Origin of the sequence: Paenibacillus sp. 2TAB26 (genome assembly GCF_052115145.1) — a bacterium.
Taxonomy (GTDB): domain Bacteria; phylum Bacillota; class Bacilli; order Paenibacillales; family Paenibacillaceae; genus Pristimantibacillus.
Genome location: NZ_JBFRGC010000015.1, coordinates 157,964 through 177,024, shown reverse-complemented (window position 1 = coordinate 177,024; position 19,061 = coordinate 157,964). Strand labels below are relative to the sequence as shown.

The window sequence follows — 19,061 nt, the reverse complement described above, 5'->3', positions numbered from 1 at the left end:
AGACGTAGGGACGAGAGTTGTAATCCCGCGGTTCCACCCTACTTGGTCAGCTCCTTAAGAGCAAACCCTCTTTGCTTGTATACGACTCCGGAGTGCCTTTTCATCGTTTTGACCGTCTGGGCTTTCACTTTCCCCAGCTCGCTAACCAAGTCGGCTTAAAACGATTACTTTCTCCATCACTGCCCAATATTCATATTGCATTATTTTATGCTTCTTTATGCCAATTGTCAAACATCGTTCCTAGGTATCATAATAAAGCCGCTAATGTGCACGAATCTCATCTGTATTTGCCGTTTTTCCATCACGTTTGCCGATAATATCTTTCATACCCGTATTCCCCATCATCAAAACACAAACTAATGCTAAGCCTGCGGGAACAATAGACCAAACAAACGTGGTTGAAACTGAATCTGACAAAGCGGCAACAATCTTCTCCATGACAGGAGCCGGTATTTCCGCACGCTTCTCCGGTGATAACAGCTCACGTGCATTTTCCGTCATCGGAGCCGCTCCTTCTCCACCTGCGAAAGCATCAGTCATACCCTTTGTAAAGTGGTTGCGCTGAATAATGCCGAATACCGTAATCCCTACTGTCATGCCTAATGAACGAATGAAGGACATCGTAGATGTGGCGCTTCCTCTTTGCCGCATATCGAATCCATGAATGGAGGACATTCCAAGCACAGAGAATGAGAAGCCGATACCAAATCCAGTTAAGAACATATACACGGACAACATAAACCTTGTTGTTTCCGGCGTAATGGTGGATAGCAAGAAAATACCTGTAATAAATATAACAGCTGAAATCATCATGACGCTGCGATAGGACATTTTGTTGACTAATAAACCACCGAGCTGCGCCGCGATAACTGATCCCAAGGTCATAGGCAGTAAAGTTAAACCTGCACTGACCGCTGTTCCGCCGAATACGCCTTGGACAAACATCGGGATATATAAAGCTGCTGTAATAAACGCCGCTCCGTAGAATAAGCCCGCTCCCGTACTTGCTGCAAACAGTCTTTGTTTGAACATATTAAACGAAATAATTGGTTCTGCTGCCTTGGTTTCCACGAAAAGAAAGATGCCGAGTAAAACCGCAAAGCCAGCAAATAAACCAATAATTTGCGCTGAATCCCAAGCAAACTCAGTTCCACCGAGCTCGAGTGCAAACATGAGACAGACGATAGAGCCCACAAGTGTCGTTGCTCCCCACCAGTCGATCTTTTGCTTGGAATGAGAAAGCGACTCTTTGTAATAAATAACGATAAAAGCAAGTGCCACAAGACCAATGGGTACATTGATGTAAAAGATCCAGCGCCAATTGATATATTCCGTTAAGTATGCGCCTGCAAGCGGTCCAAACAAGCTTGAGGTACCAAATACAGCACCGAACAATCCACCCATTTTACCGCGTTTCTCTGCTGGAAAAATGTCAAATACGATTGCGAAGGCAATTGGCATCATCGCACCGCCGCCAATACCTTGAATAGCACGGTAAATGGTCAGCTGTGTTATCGATTCAGCCGTTCCGCAAAGAACAGAGCCGATTAGAAATAAAGAGATACCTAAAACGAAAAAACGTTTTCTCCCATACATGTCAGATAATTTCCCGAAAATCGGCATGCCTGCCATCTCTGTTACCAAATATGCAGATGTAACCCACACATATTTGTCCAAGCCGCCAAGATCGGATACAATCGTTGCCATTGCGGTCGATACAATCGTATTATCGATTGATGCGACCAGTATACCAAGCAAAAGTCCGGCCACGACAAAGCCCAGTCTATTTTGTCCTGTAGACATCAGGTCAACCCCTCCAATTACTATGAATCTCAAACAACCTCATCTATCATAAATCAATTTCTTAGATGATGAAATCATGCAGAGGAATGAGCCTTCCCTCCGTCTTAAGACCGATAACAAACCAAAAGCACCCATTTCAAGAAATGAATTTCTTTACATCAATTTATCGAGCTGGTCAAGAAAATTACGCGATTTCAACTGCATTCCTAAATGAGTATCTAACAGCTTACGCATAGCAATTTTCAGCTCTGCTTTTGTCTCAGGCTTCACTTGAATTGAACCAAGTCTTCTCATATCCATCCTGCGGAACAAACGAAGCAGCTTATAAGCACCCTCCCCTAGCGAAACCGCATGAGGATCTTTGCCGGTACATCGCGAGCATAATATTCCACCCGCATAGGGAGAAAGTTTAAAAGGACCTACAACGTTTCCGCAGCTTACACACTCATCAAGTGCAGGAGCATAACCAGACAAGTCCAAAATGCGCATTTCATAAAGATGAGAAACGATTTGCGGGTCTTTGCCTTCTTGAAGTGCTGAAAGACATGCTTTTAGCTGTACAAAATGAAAGCCCGTTGCCTCGTCGTCCTGTATTGAACGATCCGTCAATTCTGCTACGTAAGAGGAGTAAGCAGCCAAATCAAGCTTCTCACGCAAAACATGGTGAGATTCAATAATCTCACCATGATTAAGCGTGCCAAGCCCGCTGCTTCGGAAATAAACAAACTCTCCATATGTAAACGGTTGTGCGAGCGAAGAATGTTTGCTTTTCACCTTTTTCGCTCCGCGTATAAGTACACCCGCTTTTCCATTTGTCTTCGTCAGCAGTGTAACAATTTTATTGCCTTCCCCGTAATCCATGCTTCGCAGCACAATTCCCTCGACACGATACAACATAATGCAAACTCTCCCCTGAAAGCAGAAACGTATGTTTACCGTCCCATGGCGGCAAACATACGTTTAGCTGTTAAAAACACAAAAGCTCTATACTTGATCAACCGATTCAAATAATGCCATTGATACGTTAGACAGATGTTTCCTCGAGGTCCAGCTCGGCAAGCTCATCCTGATTTCCTACTAACGCATCGGAGCTGCCTTCTGCTCCGTATTGGTGTATTTCCTTGTATAACATGAAAGACTCGACATCCCCGGTCAACGTAAAATACTTCCACGAAAAATTCCGCATACGTATTCATCCCTTTCCGTCCCCTGAAATGCTGCTTCAGACGTTAATAGGATGCGATAAACCGCTCATGTCTATCCTTAACAAAATACGTCAATTATGATTATTCGTTCCGGTAACCAAGATCCTTCAGCACACGCTCCTGATTGCGCCAATCCTTCTTCACTTTTACCCAAAGCTCAAGAAAGATGCGTGAGCCAAGGAGCGCTTCGATATCTTTTCGCGCTTGTTTGCCAACTTCCTTCAACAGATCGCCTTTTTTGCCAATGATGATCCCCTTCTGAGAATCACGCTCTACAAAAATAACAGCGCCGATATAGACGACTCCATTTTCCTTTACGCGCATATCCTCAATGGTCACTGCGATTGAATGCGGAATCTCCTCACGCGTCATATGCAATATTTTCTCGCGAATAAGCTCCGAACAAACAAATTGCTCAGGGTGATCAGTAATTTGATCAGCTGGATAATACTGTGGTCCTTCTGGCAAATAACGAGTCAGCTGTTCAAGCAAGGTTTCCACATTATTGCCCTTAAGCGCTGAAATTGGGATAATTTCCGCAAATTCATGCAATGCATTATATTGTGTAATCATCGGCAGAAGCTGTTCAGGCTCTACTTTATCGATTTTGTTCATTACTAAGAAAACAGGTGTTTTCACTTTTTTCAGCTGTTCAATAATAAAACGGTCACCGCCGCCTAGTCCCTCTGACGCATCGATTAGAAAGAGCGCTGCTTCCACTTCACGAAGCGCGCTTTCCGCGGTTTGCATCATATAATTCCCAAGCTTAGATTGTGGTTTATGAATACCAGGTGTATCAAGAAACACGATTTGTGTGTCATTTGTCGTATAAACACCATGAATTTTATTCCGTGTCGTTTGCGGCTTATCTGACATAATCGCAATTTTTTGACCGATAAGATGGTTCATCAACGTTGATTTACCAACATTTGGCCTGCCGATTATAGCTACAAAACCGGACCGAAATTTTTTGTTGCTGCGTTCATTTGATGTTTTTTGATTCATATTCTTGTTTAACGCTCCCTATTATCTAATGAAGCCGGCGTGAAGGCACCCGGCAATATGCCTGAAACGGTTGAGATCGTCCATTGACCTTTTAAATTCCCCATAATGACAGGCATTTCTGGTGAACATAGCTCAACTAGAACTTGGCGGCAAACGCCGCATGGCGCGATTGGAGTATCCGTATCGCCAATAACAGCTATTGCTTGGAATTGTCCTGGTCGCTTTCCATCCGCTACTGCGCGATATAATGCGGTACGCTCCGCACAGTTTGTTGGACTGTAAGCTGCGTTCTCTATGTTGCAACCATAATGGACTTGGCCCTCATCGTCAAGCAGTGCTGCTCCAACCTGGAAATTTGAATAAGGAACGTATGCTCTTGACATCGCTTCCTTAGCCGCATTCATTAGCGAAGTGTAAGACTCCGACAATCCTTCAAAAACCACCATAAATATCCCGCCATTCCCCGTTTTTTAATCCATTATTAAATGCCATAAGGGCGGCCCAAGTATGAGCAGCCCTATAATTGCAGAAATTGCAGCTGCAACTAACACCGCCCCAGCAGCAACATCCTTAGCAGCTTTAGCTACTGGATGAATATTGGGGCTTGCTAGATCAACCGCCTGTTCAATTGCCGTATTTATCATTTCAGCACTTATCACGAGGGCGATCGCCATTAAAATAATCGCCCATTCAAGCGGCTTAAGTGATAGCATAAATCCTAAACAGCACACCACTGCGGCGGCAATTGCGTGAAACCGCATATGACTTTGAGTCCGAAGAGCAAAGCCTATGCCGGATATTGCAACTGCGAAACTAGATATAACTTTTCGCATTAACGAGTTAAGCCAGCCTGCTGCAAAATCGCTTCTTGCTTAGCGGTCATTTCGGCTTCGGTTTCATCATCCTGATGATCGTAACCGATCAAATGCAAAAAACCATGTACAAACAAAAAGCCGATTTCGCGTTCCAAGGAATGACCGTACTCCTCGCTTTGAGCAAGAGCCGTATCCACGCTTATTATAATATCGCCAAGCATGCCTGAGATCGGGTCCTTCTCATCCTCGCTGTCCACTTCAAAAATAATATCAAGCTCATCCACGCCATCTTCTTGCATAGCGAATGACAATACATCGGTTGGACGATCAATTCCGCGATATTCACGATTCAGCTGATGAATTTCCTCATCGTTTGTGAATGTTAAAGACACCTCACCATCGGAAATGCCTTCCGCTTCACCAGCCAATTGCAGCAATTGCTCTATTTTTGTAATCCAATCCTCGGGTATTTCCAGCTTTTCCTGCTCATTGCTCCAACCGAGTTGCAAGCTCATGACAAACGCTCCTTTGTTTTCACATCATCCGGATATTCAATACGTGAATGGAAGATGCCAATTACGCTTTCCTTTAGTGAATGCGCAATTTTGTCCAGCTCCTTCAACGTTAAATCACATTCATTGTATTGATTGTCATCCAGCCTGCTTTTAATAATTTTGTTAATCATTGCTTCTACCTGCTCTACTGTCGGGTTGCGAAGGCTGCGAACCGCTGCTTCCACGCAATCAGCAATGCCAACAACAGCCGCTTCCTTTGACTGTGCCTTCGGACCAGGATACCTAAAATCATCTTCCGTAAACGCAGGTTCGACACCTTGTTCTTCCGCTTGTTTTATCGCTTTGTAATAAAAGAATTTCAGCGATGTTGTCCCATGGTGCTGCTCTGCAATATCGCGGATCGGCTTAGGGATATTATGCCCTTTAAGCATATCGACTCCGTCTCTCGCATGAGCAACAATGATTGATTTGCTTAACTTAGGATCAATCGTATCGTGCGGATTTTCAATATTGGATTGGTTTTCGATAAAATAATTCGGCCGCTTCGTCTTCCCAATATCGTGGTAAAACGAGCCAACCCGGCATAATAAGCCGTCTGCCCCAATTGATTCTGCTGCCGCCTCTGACAAATTGCCCACCATTACGCTATGGTGATAGGTTCCCGGCGTTTCAGTCAACAGCTTGCGAAGCAGCGGGTGATTGGGATTCGAAAGCTCTACAAGCTTAAGCGCAGATAAAATGCCGAATGTAACTTCAAAGAACGGCATCAAGCCAATGACGAGCACCGCAGTAATCAAACCGCTAGCAAACGCAAAAGCAACGGAGTAGATAAAATGAGCACGTTCCAGCTGTTCAGACAGCAGTAAAATGGATAAAACGGACAAGGAGCCAAATAAACTCACCATTATTCCGGCCTTCAATATTGTTGATCGCTGACTCGCTCTATGAATCGAGAAGATGGCAGCAAACGAAACGACAATAATGACAAAGCCATACTGGAAATCAAAAATTTGATGCTGGCTCGTGTTCAATATAATACTGCCCATTATTGCAAATATTATGGAGCTGATCATGGCTAGATGCATATCTAGCAGCAAGGTAATCAGCATCGTTCCGAGAGCAGCAGGAGCCAAATAACCCGCATAAGGGGCAGCATCCGTCTGCGTCAACGAAGTAATCTCCATCGTAATAATATTGATCAGAAAGATGAGCCACAACATCAAAAGAGAAGAGTTGTTATATTTGGGCTTAATCCCATTGATACTTCCAGACTGATGCAAATACGCGTAAATGACGACGATAAACATCACAGACATGATTAGCAATCCGAACTGCGGCCAATAAGTCTTACGATCCTGCAGCAGGGAAGAATCTACGAGCAGCTTGTACAATTCAGGCGTAATCGTCTGACCGCGCTTCACGATCAGCTCACCTTCTTTAATTAAGACAGGCGGCGTGTTTTGCTTAGCCTGCACTTTAGCCTCATCCGTTGCTTCCTTATCCAGAAACTTGTTGGGCATGATGGCAAATCTCGCAAGCTCCTGCACAATTTCTCTGCTTGTCCGACTGGATAGCGAGCTTGCATTAACAAGTTCCGCAACCTGTGTTCGAGCGGTTTCCGCATCACGAAGCTGCTCTACCGTCAGTTTACGCACAATATCCCGAGCTACATCGCGCATCTCGGTTAGCGTTTCTGCTGTTAGATTAGGCATCTTGTAAAAGGTTTCTTCCGGAATGGTGTATTGCTGCTCCTTCGCTATAAGCGCCATTTCCTCAAGCAGCGTGTTGTTATAAGTTCCACGGCCCTTATTCAGCTTAACAAAGGTATCAATATACTCCGAATAACGGCCTGGAATTTCATTGCGATAAATATCAATCTTATTTTGCAAGGTTACTTGATCGTCCTGATTCAGCTGCTCTATTCGAACAAAGATTTGGTCGACAAGCACCTCGTTGCGTAGCGGTACTATCGAATAGATGACATCGACTTTCTCGGCTGCATCCTCTTCCGCTTGTCTAGTCGCCTTCTCGTCTTTAATTTGGAAGGGCGCTTTGATATCCTTCTCGCTTACAGCGCCCTCCTGAATATCATAGGTTTCAGGAACGAGATGCGGAGCTAAGCTGAAATAGAATAGCAGCACAAACATCAACATCAGCACCCAGCGAACGGCTGCACTCTGCTTCCAACCCGCCGTTTTGGACGGCCGCAAGTTCCCTTGTTTTCCGGTCTGGTTTTGGTTCATGCAGCAGACATCCCTTTCTAGGCTTTGTTTTCAGCATCCCAGTTGTAGGCAACAATAATCTTTTGAACGAGCGAATGACGAACGACGTCCTGCTCTGAGAAAAGGATGATGCCAATTTCCTCTATGTCTCTCAGAATCCGCTGAGCTTCAATTAAGCCTGAGTTTTTGCCCCTCGGCAAATCGATTTGCGTAACGTCTCCCGTTATAACCATTTTAGAACTAAATCCTAGTCTTGTTAGGAACATTTTCATTTGCTCAGGCGTCGTATTTTGTGCTTCATCCAAAATAATAAACGCTTCGTCAAGCGTTCTGCCGCGCATATAAGCAAGCGGAGCAATTTCAATCATACCGCGCTCAAGCGCTTTGACCGTCTGATCAGGTCCAAGCACATCATGCAGTGCATCATACAAAGGACGAAGATAAGGATCGACCTTCTCCTGCAAATCGCCTGGCAAAAAGCCGAGATTTTCTCCCGCTTCTACGGCAGGTCTCGTAAGAACAATTCTTTTTACCGAGCCTTCCTTCAAAGCAGCGACAGCGAGCACAACGGCCAAATATGTCTTACCTGTTCCGGCTGGACCTATTCCAAACACGATATCCTTCTTGCGGATCGTCTTCACATAATGGCGTTGACCGATCGTCTTTACCCGAATCGGCTTACCACGGAAGGTAGTTGTAATTTCTTTCTTAAACAAGTCCAACAGCTCTTCTGCCTGCATCGATCTGGCGAGCTCAAGTGCATATGCAACATCACGCTCTGATGGCTTATAGCCCCCGCGAACGAGCTGTAAGAGCACATTGTATAGTTGTTCTAACGAATCAACCTCTTCTACAGGACCTGATATGACAATTTCCGCTTCACGCGATGTAATCGAAGACTCTACTTGCGCTTGAATAAGACGCAAAAAATTATCCTGTGGTCCGAACACTCCAAGTCCTTCCGCTGCGTTGCCGAGCGGTATCTTTACTACTTTCGTTTCAATTTGCAACAATCCTCATTCTCCCTGCATATGGACTAGTGGCATTTCCTTAACGATAGATTGCTCGACTTCAAAAAGAACTTTCATATAAACTTTACCATTGTCCGCCTTTTCATGCAAAACAATTTCATCGCGGATGACTGCATCGCTGCCTGTTTTAAGCAGCAATTTGGCTTTAGCCTGCAGAATGCCGACGTTCTTCGCTTCTTCTTCGGTAAGCGTGCGGTCTTCCATACGAGTTTCCATTATGGTCTCCTTCATTCTACCAATTGGAAGAGACCAATTGCGCCAGGAAACCTTCTCCTCATGCTTAATCGATTCGGATTTTCCGAAAGCAGAATCACCGTATCCGCTAAGCTGAAGCGCTCTTGAGCCGATGACTGCAAACCATTTCGTCTCTTTATCTCCAGTATACACCTTAACCTGTTGAACAAGCGGTGAAGAAATTTCAAATTCGTACCAAACAAGCCCTCGGACATTGCCCTTGGCAACGACAGTGCGCGAATTCATTTCTCCCCCAATCGTTCCCGAGATCAAAATTTGGTCTTTTTTCACCTTCGTATTTTTTCGAACGACGGGCCGTCCCGCCTCCGCTATAATTTCGGTAACTACAGCATCATCAGATGCGACCAAATGTCGAGGTGTATTCAAGGAAGCCTTATCCGGTATGGTAGATTCAACAACTTGAATAATAACCTTTGTCCCCTTTTTCTCCACACCAACCCAGGTTGAGCCTGGAAGCTTGCGAACAAGCTGCTTGGACAGCACATCAGCATCGGTTAAACGGAAAGACCACTGCATAGGATATAAGCCTTCCTCTTTGGCAGCAGCCCGTATTTGATCCTCCGTCAGCTTGACATTGCCTTGCACTTCGATGCTCCAAACAAGCGAGGACAGCATAAAGATAATCGCAAAAAACAACACGATGCCAGCCGCAAACAGCTTTCTGCGCTCTGCTTTGACAAGCAGAAAAGGCAATCCTTTGCGCTTCGTAACATGAACACGACAGCCTGTCTCTTTTAAATACGGACGAAGGCCAAAAAAATCACTGATTGACAGCTCACATTCAAGCAAGCCGCTGCTTGTCCATCTGATGGAAGACAGCTGCAAGCCGCCAGCCAGCGCTCGGTTGACGAGCTGCTCAGGTTGTCCCCCCCGAATATGAATGGTGACCATACCCTTTAACCAATTTGCACCTTGTCCGCTCACGTCCATTCCCCTCCATTACCTCAGCTATTAATATAGAAAATCGCCTTATCTATTTCATGGAATCAATTGAATATTCGTAATTTGTCCCTCAATAAACACTTCTTCTGTCCAAATGGTGCGGATAACTAGAGAGCTTCCCGTAACCTCCAACTGGCCTTTGCTTAGTGCGAGTCTCAATCGCTCACTAGAGAAATGAACAACACCACGATGGTTCTCGATATATAATTGGCAGTCTCCAATCATTGTTAATCGCGGCAAATCAAATACGACATCATGCGGCATATCAAGCAGCTCTGCTGTCATTTTGCGAAATCTCTTTTTTATGTGGCGCATGTACGATTCTTTGCCTCCTTCAAGGTTTGCTAAAAGTAAAGCAAAGGAATGGCGATTTTCATGTACTGTACCAAAATATGCGAACCGCTCGATAATTATGGCTCCAAAATAAAAAAACCGCCTAAGCGCAGCGCTTAGGCGGTTTAAATTTATTTTCGAAAAGGTTTTTTCGAGCGAGGCGGTCCTAATACTTCGGCCCAAATAACTGCTTTCCGCAAATCATCGGATCGAATGGATGCTGTGTTGATGCTCTGGCTTCCATAATTGCGCTGTGCTGCAACCTGTGCTGTTTCTTTGTTAGCTGCTGCTCTTTGAAGCGCGCGCTGCAGAGAAGCTGTTTGCGGCGCTTCTGCGCTCTCTCTGCTAGAACGTGTCGAATTCATATCAGAAGAACGCTCAACGTCAGTTACAGAGCGATAAACCGTTCCTCCAGCTGCCTGCGGCGGTTGCGGTTGCGGGCGCTCTACCTCTCGCTCCTGTTCTCCGGACTGCGGGAACAATGAACGCGGCAGCCCTCCGCCGCCAAAGTCAGGCATTTGACCAGGCTTCTTCTTCGCGCCGGATTTGCCGAATATCGAAGCCAGCGCACCCAATATAACGACAACGATAAATATGTTATTCATCAGAAATTCTATAATCTTCAACTTGCCTTCACCTCCAAGGCTCAGTTACGTTGATCCTACTTGATCCGACCAAATAACTGAGCCATCGACTTTATCGGCCGTCTTTAATGTCCGTAGAACTGTCCTGCTTGCCGATAGAGCTGCGCATATGGGTATCCGCTTCGATGTTTTTCAAGTTCATATAGTCCATAACGCCAATTTTCCCGCTTCTAAGCGCTTCAGCCATGGCAAGTGGAACTTGTGATTCCGACTCTACTACGCGCGCTTCCATCTCAACGACTTTTGCTTTCATTTCCTGTTCGTGAGCAACGGCCATCGCACGGCGCTCCTCGGCTTTTGCTTGAGCGATTTTTTTGTCCGCTTCCGCTTGTTCCGTTTGAAGATGTGCACCAATGTTTTTGCCTACATCAACGTCCGCGATATCGATTGACAATATTTCAAACGCTGTACCTGCGTCAAGCCCTTTGCCAAGCACAGTGCGAGAGATCATGTCCGGATTTTCCAAAACGTCTTTATGTGAGCCAGCAGAACCTACAGTCGTTACAATCCCTTCACCAACACGAGCAATGATAGTTTCTTCACCAGCACCACCGACTAGGCGTTCAATGTTGGCACGAACTGTAACACGAGCTTTTACTTTCACTTCAATACCATCCTTCGCAACCGCAGCTACGATTGGTGTTTCAATAACGCGCGGATTAACGCTCATTTGTACGGCTTGTAGTACATCACGACCAGCCAAATCGATAGCCGCCGCGCGTTCGAATATAAGTGGAATGTTCGCACGTTGCGCTGCAATCAACGCATTGACAACCCGATCGACGTTACCGCCTGCCAAGAAGTGACTCTCAAGCTGGTTTATGTTAAGTCCCAGCCCTGCTTTTGTTGCCTTAATTAACGGGTTGACGATTCTGCTTGGTACGACGCGGCGAAGACGCATGGCAACGAGCGTAATAATTCCAACTCTAACGCCCGATGCTAATGCAGATACCCACAGCATAATCGGGAAAAAGCTTAAGAATACGGACAGTACGATAATAACAACGACAGCCAAAATTAAAAAAGATACGATAGGATCCATTTGTTCCAACCTCCATTTGTATATTCGTTTTCTCTATTTTGTTACTTCTTTGACAACGACCCAAGTACCTTCCGCTTTAATGACGGTCACCGTTCGGTTCGTATCGATAAACTCACCAGAGGTAACGACATCAATTCGCTTGTCATTAATAACAATTGTTCCTGCCGGTCTCAGCGGAGTAATTGTTGTCCCTTGCAATCCGAGCAGTGAATCCTTTATATCCGCAGAAACAAAACCTTGCTCCGTTGTCAGCTTCTCGCGCAATATAAATTTGTTCCAAATACCTCTGGATTTGTTCATTCTAATAAAAATAACGATTAGAATGGTGGCTACAACTAACGCAATGACGATTGATATGAAAGCCGTCATTGGGTCTGAAGCTGCGGTAACGACTCCTGCTACCAACGCAGCACTGCCGAGCAAGCCCAAAATCCCAAAGCTTGGTACAAACACCTCGATTATGAGCAAGGCTATTCCAATTACGAACAGCACGACCGACTCCATACCGGCAAATCCAGCAACATAGTGGCCAAAGAAATAAAGGGCAAACGATAATATTCCAACAACGCCCGGTACTCCAAAGCCTGGAATGATCATTTCAATAACGATACCAGCAATGCCAAGTATGAGCAAAATCGTCATAACGATTGGATTGAGCAGCCATCTAGCTACATTTTCCGCAAGTGACGGAACAACCTCAATTTGTGTTCTGCCTTCCAAGCCCAGCCATTTGATTGCTTCATCAACGTTTGCTGCTGTATGCTCAGAGTATCCGACTTTCTCAGCTTCACTTGCTGACAGGGTAAGAATTTCTCCCTTCAGCTTATCTCTGCCAAGCTTGTCTTTCAGCTCCACCATTGCATTCGGATCCGCCATAGCGACAGCGATACTCTTCTCGCGACCCTGCAATCCTGCTGACTCACTCATTTCAGAGGTCCAATAGGAAATCGTTTTGGGATTATCCTCTAATGTCCCTGAGCCATCCACTACAGCAGCTGCACCAATCGTACTGCCCGGCTGCATGATGATATTATCAGCATTTAAAGCAATATAAGTGCCTGCTGATACGGCTTTCCCCTCAACAAAAGCCGTAGTAGGAATGGCGCTCTCCCTTATAAGATGACCAATTTCCTCTGCGTTTACGACTTTGCCGCCAAGCGTATTAATAACGAGAATCACATGCTCAGCTTTTGCTTCCTCAGCTTCTTTAAAGGCTCTCTCCAAAAAGGATTGAAGCCCCGATTCCACCGTTTGTTTGACGGGAATCACATACACTGCTGGGCCAACTTCATTTGCTGCCTTTGCTTTCTCCCCCGGTGAACCAAATAATGCTGCAAGCGTCACCATTAACACCGCTGCGATCAATGCGATTGGAGTGGCGGACATACTTCTTCGCCATCGATTCATGTGCAAGAAGGTTCCTCCTTTTTTTCGTGTTTGCTTTCTACTACGTTTGACAAATGAAAACGTTTCAGGCAGCCTTCTCCATATCATACCATTTACACTTGAAACGTACAAAAAAACACCCCCGTTAAGGGGTGTTTTGTGAGTCCGTATGTTTAGTTAGTTGAGATGTTGCTGAACGAGCTGATTTACTAGTTTACCGTCAGCGCGTCCTTTTGTTTTAGGCAAAAGGGCACTCATAACTTTTCCCATATCGGCTTTGGAAGAAGCACCGAGTTCATGGATGGTCTGCGTTACTATCTCTTGAATCTCTTCTTCAGTCAGCTGTTCGGGAAGGTATTGACTAATAATTTCAATTTCGACCACAAGACCCGCTACTAAATCATCGCGGCTGGCTTTTTTAAATTCTTGGAGGGAATCTTTACGTTGTTTGATTTCGCGACTCAATATATCAAGCACTTCGTTATCGTCCAATGGACGCTTGAGATCGATTTCCAAGTTTTTCACTGACGCGCGCATCATACGAATAACGGAAAGTTTAAACTTGTCCTGATTCTTCATGGCTTGCTTCATATCATCGGTCAATCTTTCGCTCAGGTTCATTATGGAAGGATCCTCCTAAAACTTTCTCTTGCGCGCAGCCTCAGACTTCTTCTTGCGCTTTACACTTGGCTTTTCATAATGCTTGCGTTTTTTCACCTCAGCTAGAACACCATCTTTAGCGATGGAACGTTTAAAGCGGCGAAGCGCAGCATCAATAGTTTCGTTTTTGCGAACTTTAGTTTCAGACACCAGTTTTCCCTCCCTCCGAAACAGACCGTCCAGAGCTATAACACGGTTTATCAAATTTCATTATATGTCAAACCAAAAGGCAGTGTCAACTTTAGATATCTACAACCCGAGAAGAAAGTTTCGTTCCCCCCAATACATGGATATGAAGATGATAAACAAGCTGTCCTCCGTCGGCATTAACATTGTTGACCAGTCGATAGCCTGACTCCGCAATTCCTTGTTCCTTTGCGATTTGACGAGCTACCGCGAACATCTCGGCTATGACCTCGTCATCTTCATCGGTAACATCATTCATCGTTGCGATATGCTTCTTAGGAATGATAAGAATATGTACAGGAGCAGCTGGCTGTATATCGTGGAATGCGAGAATTCTGTCATTCTCAAATACCTTCTTCGAAGGTATTGCACCCTCGATTAATTTACAGAAAATACAGTCCATAGGTTTCACCCCCTATTCGCTTTCCTTACCATATCATACCGAAATTTTAGCCGCTCGTCCAATCATTAAAGATAACCCGCAAAAACTTCGAAGGCACCCTTCCAAAAAAGCGACAGAATCCAAGCTGCTACTTCGAAATCTCAGCTGATTTTTCCTTCATAACAGCCTGCATCTGTTCAACAAGCTGAGCCCATTCAAGCCCGCTGGACAATCGAATAATTGCAATGCGGCTCTCCCCGATATTTGCATTAAAACCACTCATAATACCTGATATGGTTTCAAACGCACTTTTTAATCCCTGAATGTACGCGGCATCGGTTTCGATCAGAGCACCATCATAGTGACCAATCGTTTGCAAGCCTTTATCGACATCAGTTACATAGGTTGAGGTAAGCTCTTTATTGATTTTATCCGGCTCTGCATTCACGCTTGCTGCTTCTGCAGTAAATTCCACCAAAGCATGGCCGCTCGCAGCTGCTTGACCTGAAAGAAATGCAATGGCATACCGTTCGTCTAAAGTTTTACTTTGAAGCAAAGCATCCAGCTGCGGAAGCATTTTTTCTACATAATCTTTAGAACCAATCGCTGCTTCAAATATTTTTTGGCCTTTTACATAATTGTTTTCTTGTTTATTTTGTAAAAATTGCGAGTACAAAAAAACATTGCCGATTAAGCTGAATACAAGAATAACGAGAGTTATCGGCAGCGCGATAGAGCGTTTGCCCGTTTGCTGTGGTTCCAACTTCACAGCCTCCTTTTAGATTTGGTTAGTTCTCTTAAGGTGAACGGATTGACCCCCGTCAAAGAAAAAGACATGGCTCTCATCCACTTTTCTCCCGAGAACAGATTCGATTGCTTCGGCATACAGCTCCAGCTGGAAACGATGCCGCTCCGCTGCTTCCACCCATTGCTCCTTATAAATTCGATCCGTCTTATAATCGAGCAGTACGACGCCAGCAGCATCCTCGAACAAACAGTCTATTACCCCTTGAATCAATATCGGCTCATCTAGATCTGAATTCGGATAAACACGTTTAGCAGGGAACATGCAGCTGAACGGAACCTCTCTTCGCACCCAGTCAGCGTTTAACAACCGCTGTCCCAGCTCGCTTCGAAAAAAAGCTGCGACGTTCGGCAAATCGATTGCCTCCGATTGCTTTACTGTTAATAAACGCCGTTCAATCATATGATCAAGTGTTTGTTTAAGCATCGGTTCATCTATTTCCTCTGTGAGGGAGACAAGCTGCATAAGCAAATGATTAACAGAGCCCTTCTCAGCTGCTGTAAGCGACTTTTCCTCCATAAAGGCTGGACGGCGCAGTCGGAACGTATACGATGCTTCTGGAGCAATTGCAGCTTCTTGAAGATGTGTATTCGCCTGATGCTGATTCAGCTCGTCCAATGGAACCGCATCCTCCTGCTCTTCCGAATACAGCCTCTTCATTTCCGTAACCGATGTTTTGGCAGCGAGTGCCGCCGCTTCTTGATGCGGATAATGCCATTCCAACCGCTCTCGCAGCTCATCATCTGCTTCTACATGCTCAAGAAGCGAAAGTGAAGTAACCGCTTGAAGCCGATCTTCCTTGTCCTGGTCCTGCAGCTCCGTCTCTGACGCTGCTGCGGCTTCAGTGCCGAATATAGAAGCAGAAACAACACCAGCATGCCAGTTCGGAGCATTGTAGTCAGCCAGCTGACTGTCATTGATTTGCCTAGCCGCTAGCGGACCTAGCCAATCGATAAATGAGCGTGCGGCAGCAACCCGGAAATCAGTCATTTTACCTGAAGCATCGACGGAAGAAAGCCATCGCTTAAGCTTGGCTTCGGCATCCGCTACAGTCGCGACGAGAAACATTTTTTCCTTTGGCCGGGTTAGCGCAACATACAAAATACGCATTTCCTCTGCTAGCATTTCTTTACGCATGGCTCTTCGGATAGCCAAATAAGGAAGTGTAGGATAACTAATGCGAAGAGCAGGATCAACAAAACGAGGCCCGAAACCGAGCTCTTTGTGTTTCAAGAACGCACTTCGCACATCCTGCTGATTGAACAGCTTGCCTAGACCTGCTACGAATACAACCGGAAATTCAAGCCCCTTGCTCTTATGAATGGACATGATGCGAACGACATCCTCTTGTTCGCCGAGCGCTCTTGCAGTACCCAAGTCGCCGCCGCTATCGCGCATACGTTCGATAAATCTTAGAAATCGAAACAAACCGCGGAACGAGGTCGCTTCATACTGCCGAGCCCGGTCATGCAGCGCACGCAAATTCGCTTGACGCTGCGTCCCTCCTGGCAAGCCGCCTACAAAATCGTAATACCCGGTCTCGCGGTAGATTTCCCATAGCAAATTAGCAAGCGAGCCCTGCCTTGCTTCCTCACGCCAGCGATCCAAGCTGTCCAAGAAAAGCGAAAGCTTCCTGCGCGTGTCCTCATCCATAAACAAATCGCCTGCTGCTTGAAGAACCGCATCATAATACGTTGATTTCGCAGATTGGATGCGTATTCTTGCAAGTTCCTCACCATTTAATGCAAATAATGGCGATCGCAATGCAGCCGCAAGCGGAATATCCTGATACGGATTATCGATAACTCTTAACAAGGAAAGCATCGTCTCGACTTCCGTCGCTTCAAAATAGCCGCTGCTCAGCTCCGCATACGCAGGAATACCGCTTCCTTGCAGCTCCTCAATGATAATTGGCGCCCACTGCTGGGTCGCCCTTAACAAGATAACGACATCCCGCCATTGCATAGGTCGATTCTCACGCCGTTTGCCATCATAAACCTGGAATCCGCTGTCGATAAGAGATTGCAGCTGCTGAGCGATCCAGCGCGCCTCCAACTGCGCCGCCTTTAGCTCGGAAGCTGATTCGAGGAGCGTGCCATTTTCTCCTTGCTCTCCCTCACCCTGTCCCTCTGATGACTCTGAGTTATCGGCATCAGCTGTCTCTTCGTCATCTGCATCCGCTTTATTCAATACGGCAAACTCAACTTGACAACGATCGGCTGGCACTGGATCTGGGTAGGTAGCGCCACATACGAGTGCTGCTCGCTCATCGTAATCCATTTCAGCTACAGTCTCGCGCATGATGGCGCGGAAAACCGCATTCACGCCATCAACAACTTCCGATCGACTGCGAAAGTTGCGCGCCAAATCGATGCGCAGAGCGTTGGACTCATCTGTTTCCGATCGCTTGTTCATCTCATGACGAGACAGATACGATTTATATTTTTGCAAAAACAGCTTCGGCTCAGCAAGGCGGAAGCCGTATATGCTTTGCTTAACATCGCCAACCATAAACCGGTTGCCAGCACCTGGCCGTTCAATTAACGAAACGATTGCTTCCTGCACCATATTCGTATCTTGATATTCATCAAGCAATATTTCATCGAATTGCTGCTGGAATTCAATCGCTGCAATCGAAGGCAGCATTTGTTCTGGTGTAGAAGACGGATCACGCAAAATACGTAAGCAATAATGCTCCAAATCACCAAAATCGAGCATACCTTTCGCGCGTTTAGCCGCTTCATAGCCTTGGCCAAATTCGATAACAAGCTCGGATAATGCCTTCATCAGAGGAGCAAGCTCCTGAAGCTCTTCCAAAAACTGCTCCGCAGATCTGCCAAATAACTCATCAGAAAGTGAAGTGATCAGCTTCTTCGCTTGATCGCGCAGCTCCTTCGCCTGCTCCTGAAGGGACTTGTCATATTCATCGCCACGCATCGCCTTCAGCTTGCCGAATTCGATGGACTGAAAAGGCGCTATCCAACTTTCCCAGGGCATGGAATGTACCATCTCTGAGAGATTGTTGATGATTTGCAAATCATCATCAAAGGTAGCCGCATAAGGTGCTGGGCCAGCAGGTTGTCGCGTTAGCTCTAAGGCTTGGTGCAGCAGCGAGGTCGCTCCTTCTAAAGCCATCTCAATATCGCCTATTAAACTGACAACCCACGTACTGTTTTGCAGCGCTGCGACATCCTCGATATTAAAGGCATCTGCGGTTTGCCTAAGCCAATATTCAGGCCATGGATGGCTTTGCGCAAAGTCGAACAATTGTTGAACCAGCCGATACAAAGGCTCATCGCCGCGCTCACCGCCATAACGATCGGCAAGCCTTAGAAAAGCGCCGTTATCGCCAGCCCCTTCATACTTTTGCTCAAATAGCTGATCGAGAACGTCAAGGCGCATTAGCTCGCTTTCGGTCTCGTTTGCAATACGAAAGCCAGGATCAAGCCCGATTAACGGATAGTAACGCCTAATGACGTCCATACAAAACGAGTGTAGTGTCGTAATCGACGCTCTATTCATTAGGGCCAGTTGCCTTCGCAAATGCTCCGAATCGGGTTGCTTTTCCAATTCAAGCTCTAAAGCGTTTCGAATCCTATCCTTCATTTCCGCTGCAGCCGCCTTCGTAAAGGTTGCAACGAGCAGACGGTCAACATCGGCGTTCGCTGATATTTTACGGATGATTCGCTCAACGAGAACGGCTGTTTTACCAGAACCCGCTGCAGCAGCTACAAGGATGTTCGAGCCGCTTGTAACGATTGCATCCCATTGATCATCGGTCCATGTACTATTTTCCGGCTTGGGCGAATCCTTTGCAGTGTGCATCATCC

19 protein-coding genes are annotated in these 19,061 nt (G+C 45.9%); all 19 read right to left on the bottom strand.

Features of this window, described 5'->3' with window-relative positions:
- Positions 1-261: 261 nt before the first annotated feature.
- The 19 genes from AB4Z50_RS18785 to addA all read right to left on the bottom strand — a co-directional run bounded on the left by AB4Z50_RS18785 (position 262) and on the right by addA (position 19,059).
- Complete coding sequence (locus tag AB4Z50_RS18785; RefSeq protein WP_441881072.1) at positions 262-1,803, bottom strand: MDR family MFS transporter; 1,542 nt, start codon at positions 1,801-1,803, stop codon at positions 262-264.
- Between the two features lie 153 nt (positions 1,804-1,956).
- Positions 1,957-2,700 carry a DNA repair protein RecO gene (recO, locus tag AB4Z50_RS18780; RefSeq protein ID WP_441881071.1) on the bottom strand — a complete coding sequence of 248 codons (744 nt, stop codon included), beginning with the start codon at positions 2,698-2,700 and terminating at the stop codon, positions 1,957-1,959.
- Positions 2,701-2,827: 127 nt separating this feature from the next.
- The gene (locus AB4Z50_RS18775) at positions 2,828-2,989 is read right to left on the bottom strand and encodes a YqzL family protein (protein WP_441881070.1); all 162 of its coding nucleotides are present in this window, start codon (positions 2,987-2,989) and stop codon (positions 2,828-2,830) included.
- 100 nt (positions 2,990-3,089) lie between these two features.
- Positions 3,090-4,013 carry a GTPase Era gene (era, locus tag AB4Z50_RS18770; RefSeq protein WP_054024225.1) on the bottom strand — a complete coding sequence of 308 codons (924 nt, stop codon included), beginning with the start codon at positions 4,011-4,013 and terminating at the stop codon, positions 3,090-3,092.
- Between the two features lie 8 nt (positions 4,014-4,021).
- A complete protein-coding gene (gene cdd / locus AB4Z50_RS18765) occupies positions 4,022-4,459 on the bottom strand; it encodes a cytidine deaminase (RefSeq protein ID WP_441881069.1) in 438 nt (145 codons plus the stop codon).
- 24 nt (positions 4,460-4,483) lie between these two features.
- Entirely contained in the window at positions 4,484-4,846 is a 363-nt protein-coding gene (locus AB4Z50_RS18760) for a diacylglycerol kinase family protein (protein WP_076266894.1), read from the bottom strand.
- A complete protein-coding gene (gene ybeY, locus AB4Z50_RS18755) occupies positions 4,846-5,343 on the bottom strand; it encodes an rRNA maturation RNase YbeY (protein ID WP_339203441.1) in 498 nt (165 codons plus the stop codon). Before ybeY ends, AB4Z50_RS18760 begins: the two co-directional genes overlap by 1 nt.
- Positions 5,340-7,586 carry an HD family phosphohydrolase gene (locus AB4Z50_RS18750; RefSeq protein ID WP_441881068.1) on the bottom strand — a complete coding sequence of 749 codons (2,247 nt, stop codon included), beginning with the start codon at positions 7,584-7,586 and terminating at the stop codon, positions 5,340-5,342. The genes ybeY and AB4Z50_RS18750 overlap by 4 nt, the downstream gene beginning before the upstream one ends.
- A 17-nt stretch (positions 7,587-7,603) precedes the next feature.
- The gene (locus AB4Z50_RS18745; protein WP_441881088.1) at positions 7,604-8,575 is read right to left on the bottom strand and encodes a PhoH family protein; all 972 of its coding nucleotides are present in this window, start codon (positions 8,573-8,575) and stop codon (positions 7,604-7,606) included.
- A gap of 6 nt (positions 8,576-8,581) precedes the next feature.
- Positions 8,582-9,781 (bottom strand): sporulation protein YqfD, encoded by a 1,200-nt coding sequence (gene yqfD / locus AB4Z50_RS18740; RefSeq protein WP_076266891.1) that lies wholly within the window; start codon positions 9,779-9,781, stop codon positions 8,582-8,584.
- A 48-nt stretch (positions 9,782-9,829) separates the two neighbouring features.
- Positions 9,830-10,108 (bottom strand): sporulation protein YqfC, encoded by a 279-nt coding sequence (gene yqfC, locus AB4Z50_RS18735; RefSeq protein WP_076266890.1) that lies wholly within the window; start codon positions 10,106-10,108, stop codon positions 9,830-9,832.
- A gap of 149 nt (positions 10,109-10,257) precedes the next feature.
- Positions 10,258-10,731, bottom strand: a complete 474-nt coding sequence (locus tag AB4Z50_RS18730; RefSeq protein WP_441881067.1) for a hypothetical protein — start codon at positions 10,729-10,731, stop codon at positions 10,258-10,260.
- 91 nt (positions 10,732-10,822) lie between these two features.
- A complete protein-coding gene (gene floA / locus AB4Z50_RS18725; protein ID WP_076266888.1) occupies positions 10,823-11,812 on the bottom strand; it encodes a flotillin-like protein FloA in 990 nt (329 codons plus the stop codon).
- Positions 11,813-11,845: 33 nt separating this feature from the next.
- Positions 11,846-13,219, bottom strand: a complete 1,374-nt coding sequence (locus tag AB4Z50_RS18720) for an NfeD family protein (protein WP_441881087.1) — start codon at positions 13,217-13,219, stop codon at positions 11,846-11,848.
- 156 nt (positions 13,220-13,375) lie between these two features.
- Entirely contained in the window at positions 13,376-13,819 is a 444-nt protein-coding gene (locus AB4Z50_RS18715; RefSeq protein ID WP_076266886.1) for a GatB/YqeY domain-containing protein, read from the bottom strand.
- Positions 13,820-13,834: 15 nt separating this feature from the next.
- On the bottom strand, positions 13,835-14,008 hold the full coding sequence (rpsU, locus tag AB4Z50_RS18710; RefSeq protein ID WP_005547957.1) for a 30S ribosomal protein S21: 174 nt from the start codon (positions 14,006-14,008) through the stop codon (positions 13,835-13,837).
- 91 nt (positions 14,009-14,099) lie between these two features.
- Positions 14,100-14,447, bottom strand: coding sequence for a histidine triad nucleotide-binding protein (locus AB4Z50_RS18705; RefSeq protein WP_076266885.1), 348 nt, complete (start codon positions 14,445-14,447; stop codon positions 14,100-14,102).
- A 127-nt stretch (positions 14,448-14,574) separates the two neighbouring features.
- Positions 14,575-15,189 carry a hypothetical protein gene (locus AB4Z50_RS18700; RefSeq protein WP_441881066.1) on the bottom strand — a complete coding sequence of 205 codons (615 nt, stop codon included), beginning with the start codon at positions 15,187-15,189 and terminating at the stop codon, positions 14,575-14,577.
- Between the two features lie 15 nt (positions 15,190-15,204).
- The gene (gene addA / locus AB4Z50_RS18695; protein WP_441881065.1) at positions 15,205-19,059 is read right to left on the bottom strand and encodes a helicase-exonuclease AddAB subunit AddA; all 3,855 of its coding nucleotides are present in this window, start codon (positions 19,057-19,059) and stop codon (positions 15,205-15,207) included.
- Positions 19,060-19,061: the final 2 nt, after the last annotated feature.

Bases quoted from the DNA above. Each gene is read 5' to 3' on its own strand.
- AB4Z50_RS18785 (WP_441881072.1), bottom strand. From the start codon at position 1,803: ATGTCTACAGGACAAAATAGACTGGGCTTTGTCGTGGCCGGACTTTTG.
- recO (WP_441881071.1), bottom strand. From the start codon at position 2,700: ATGTTGTATCGTGTCGAGGGAATTGTGCTGCGAAGCATGGATTACGGG.
- AB4Z50_RS18775 (WP_441881070.1), bottom strand. From the start codon at position 2,989: ATGCGGAATTTTTCGTGGAAGTATTTTACGTTGACCGGGGATGTCGAG.
- era (WP_054024225.1), bottom strand. From the start codon at position 4,013: ATGAATCAAAAAACATCAAATGAACGCAGCAACAAAAAATTTCGGTCC.
- cdd (WP_441881069.1), bottom strand. From the start codon at position 4,459: ATGGTGGTTTTTGAAGGATTGTCGGAGTCTTACACTTCGCTAATGAAT.
- AB4Z50_RS18760 (WP_076266894.1), bottom strand. From the start codon at position 4,846: ATGCGAAAAGTTATATCTAGTTTCGCAGTTGCAATATCCGGCATAGGC.
- ybeY (WP_339203441.1), bottom strand. From the start codon at position 5,343: ATGAGCTTGCAACTCGGTTGGAGCAATGAGCAGGAAAAGCTGGAAATA.
- AB4Z50_RS18750 (WP_441881068.1), bottom strand. From the start codon at position 7,586: ATGAACCAAAACCAGACCGGAAAACAAGGGAACTTGCGGCCGTCCAAA.
- yqfD (WP_076266891.1), bottom strand. From the start codon at position 9,781: ATGGACGTGAGCGGACAAGGTGCAAATTGGTTAAAGGGTATGGTCACC.
- yqfC (WP_076266890.1), bottom strand. From the start codon at position 10,108: ATGCGCCACATAAAAAAGAGATTTCGCAAAATGACAGCAGAGCTGCTT.
- AB4Z50_RS18730 (WP_441881067.1), bottom strand. From the start codon at position 10,731: ATGAATAACATATTTATCGTTGTCGTTATATTGGGTGCGCTGGCTTCG.
- floA (WP_076266888.1), bottom strand. From the start codon at position 11,812: ATGGATCCTATCGTATCTTTTTTAATTTTGGCTGTCGTTGTTATTATC.
- AB4Z50_RS18720 (WP_441881087.1), bottom strand. From the start codon at position 13,219: ATGAATCGATGGCGAAGAAGTATGTCCGCCACTCCAATCGCATTGATC.
- AB4Z50_RS18715 (WP_076266886.1), bottom strand. From the start codon at position 13,819: ATGAACCTGAGCGAAAGATTGACCGATGATATGAAGCAAGCCATGAAG.
- AB4Z50_RS18705 (WP_076266885.1), bottom strand. From the start codon at position 14,447: ATGGACTGTATTTTCTGTAAATTAATCGAGGGTGCAATACCTTCGAAG.
- addA (WP_441881065.1), bottom strand. From the start codon at position 19,059: ATGATGCACACTGCAAAGGATTCGCCCAAGCCGGAAAATAGTACATGG.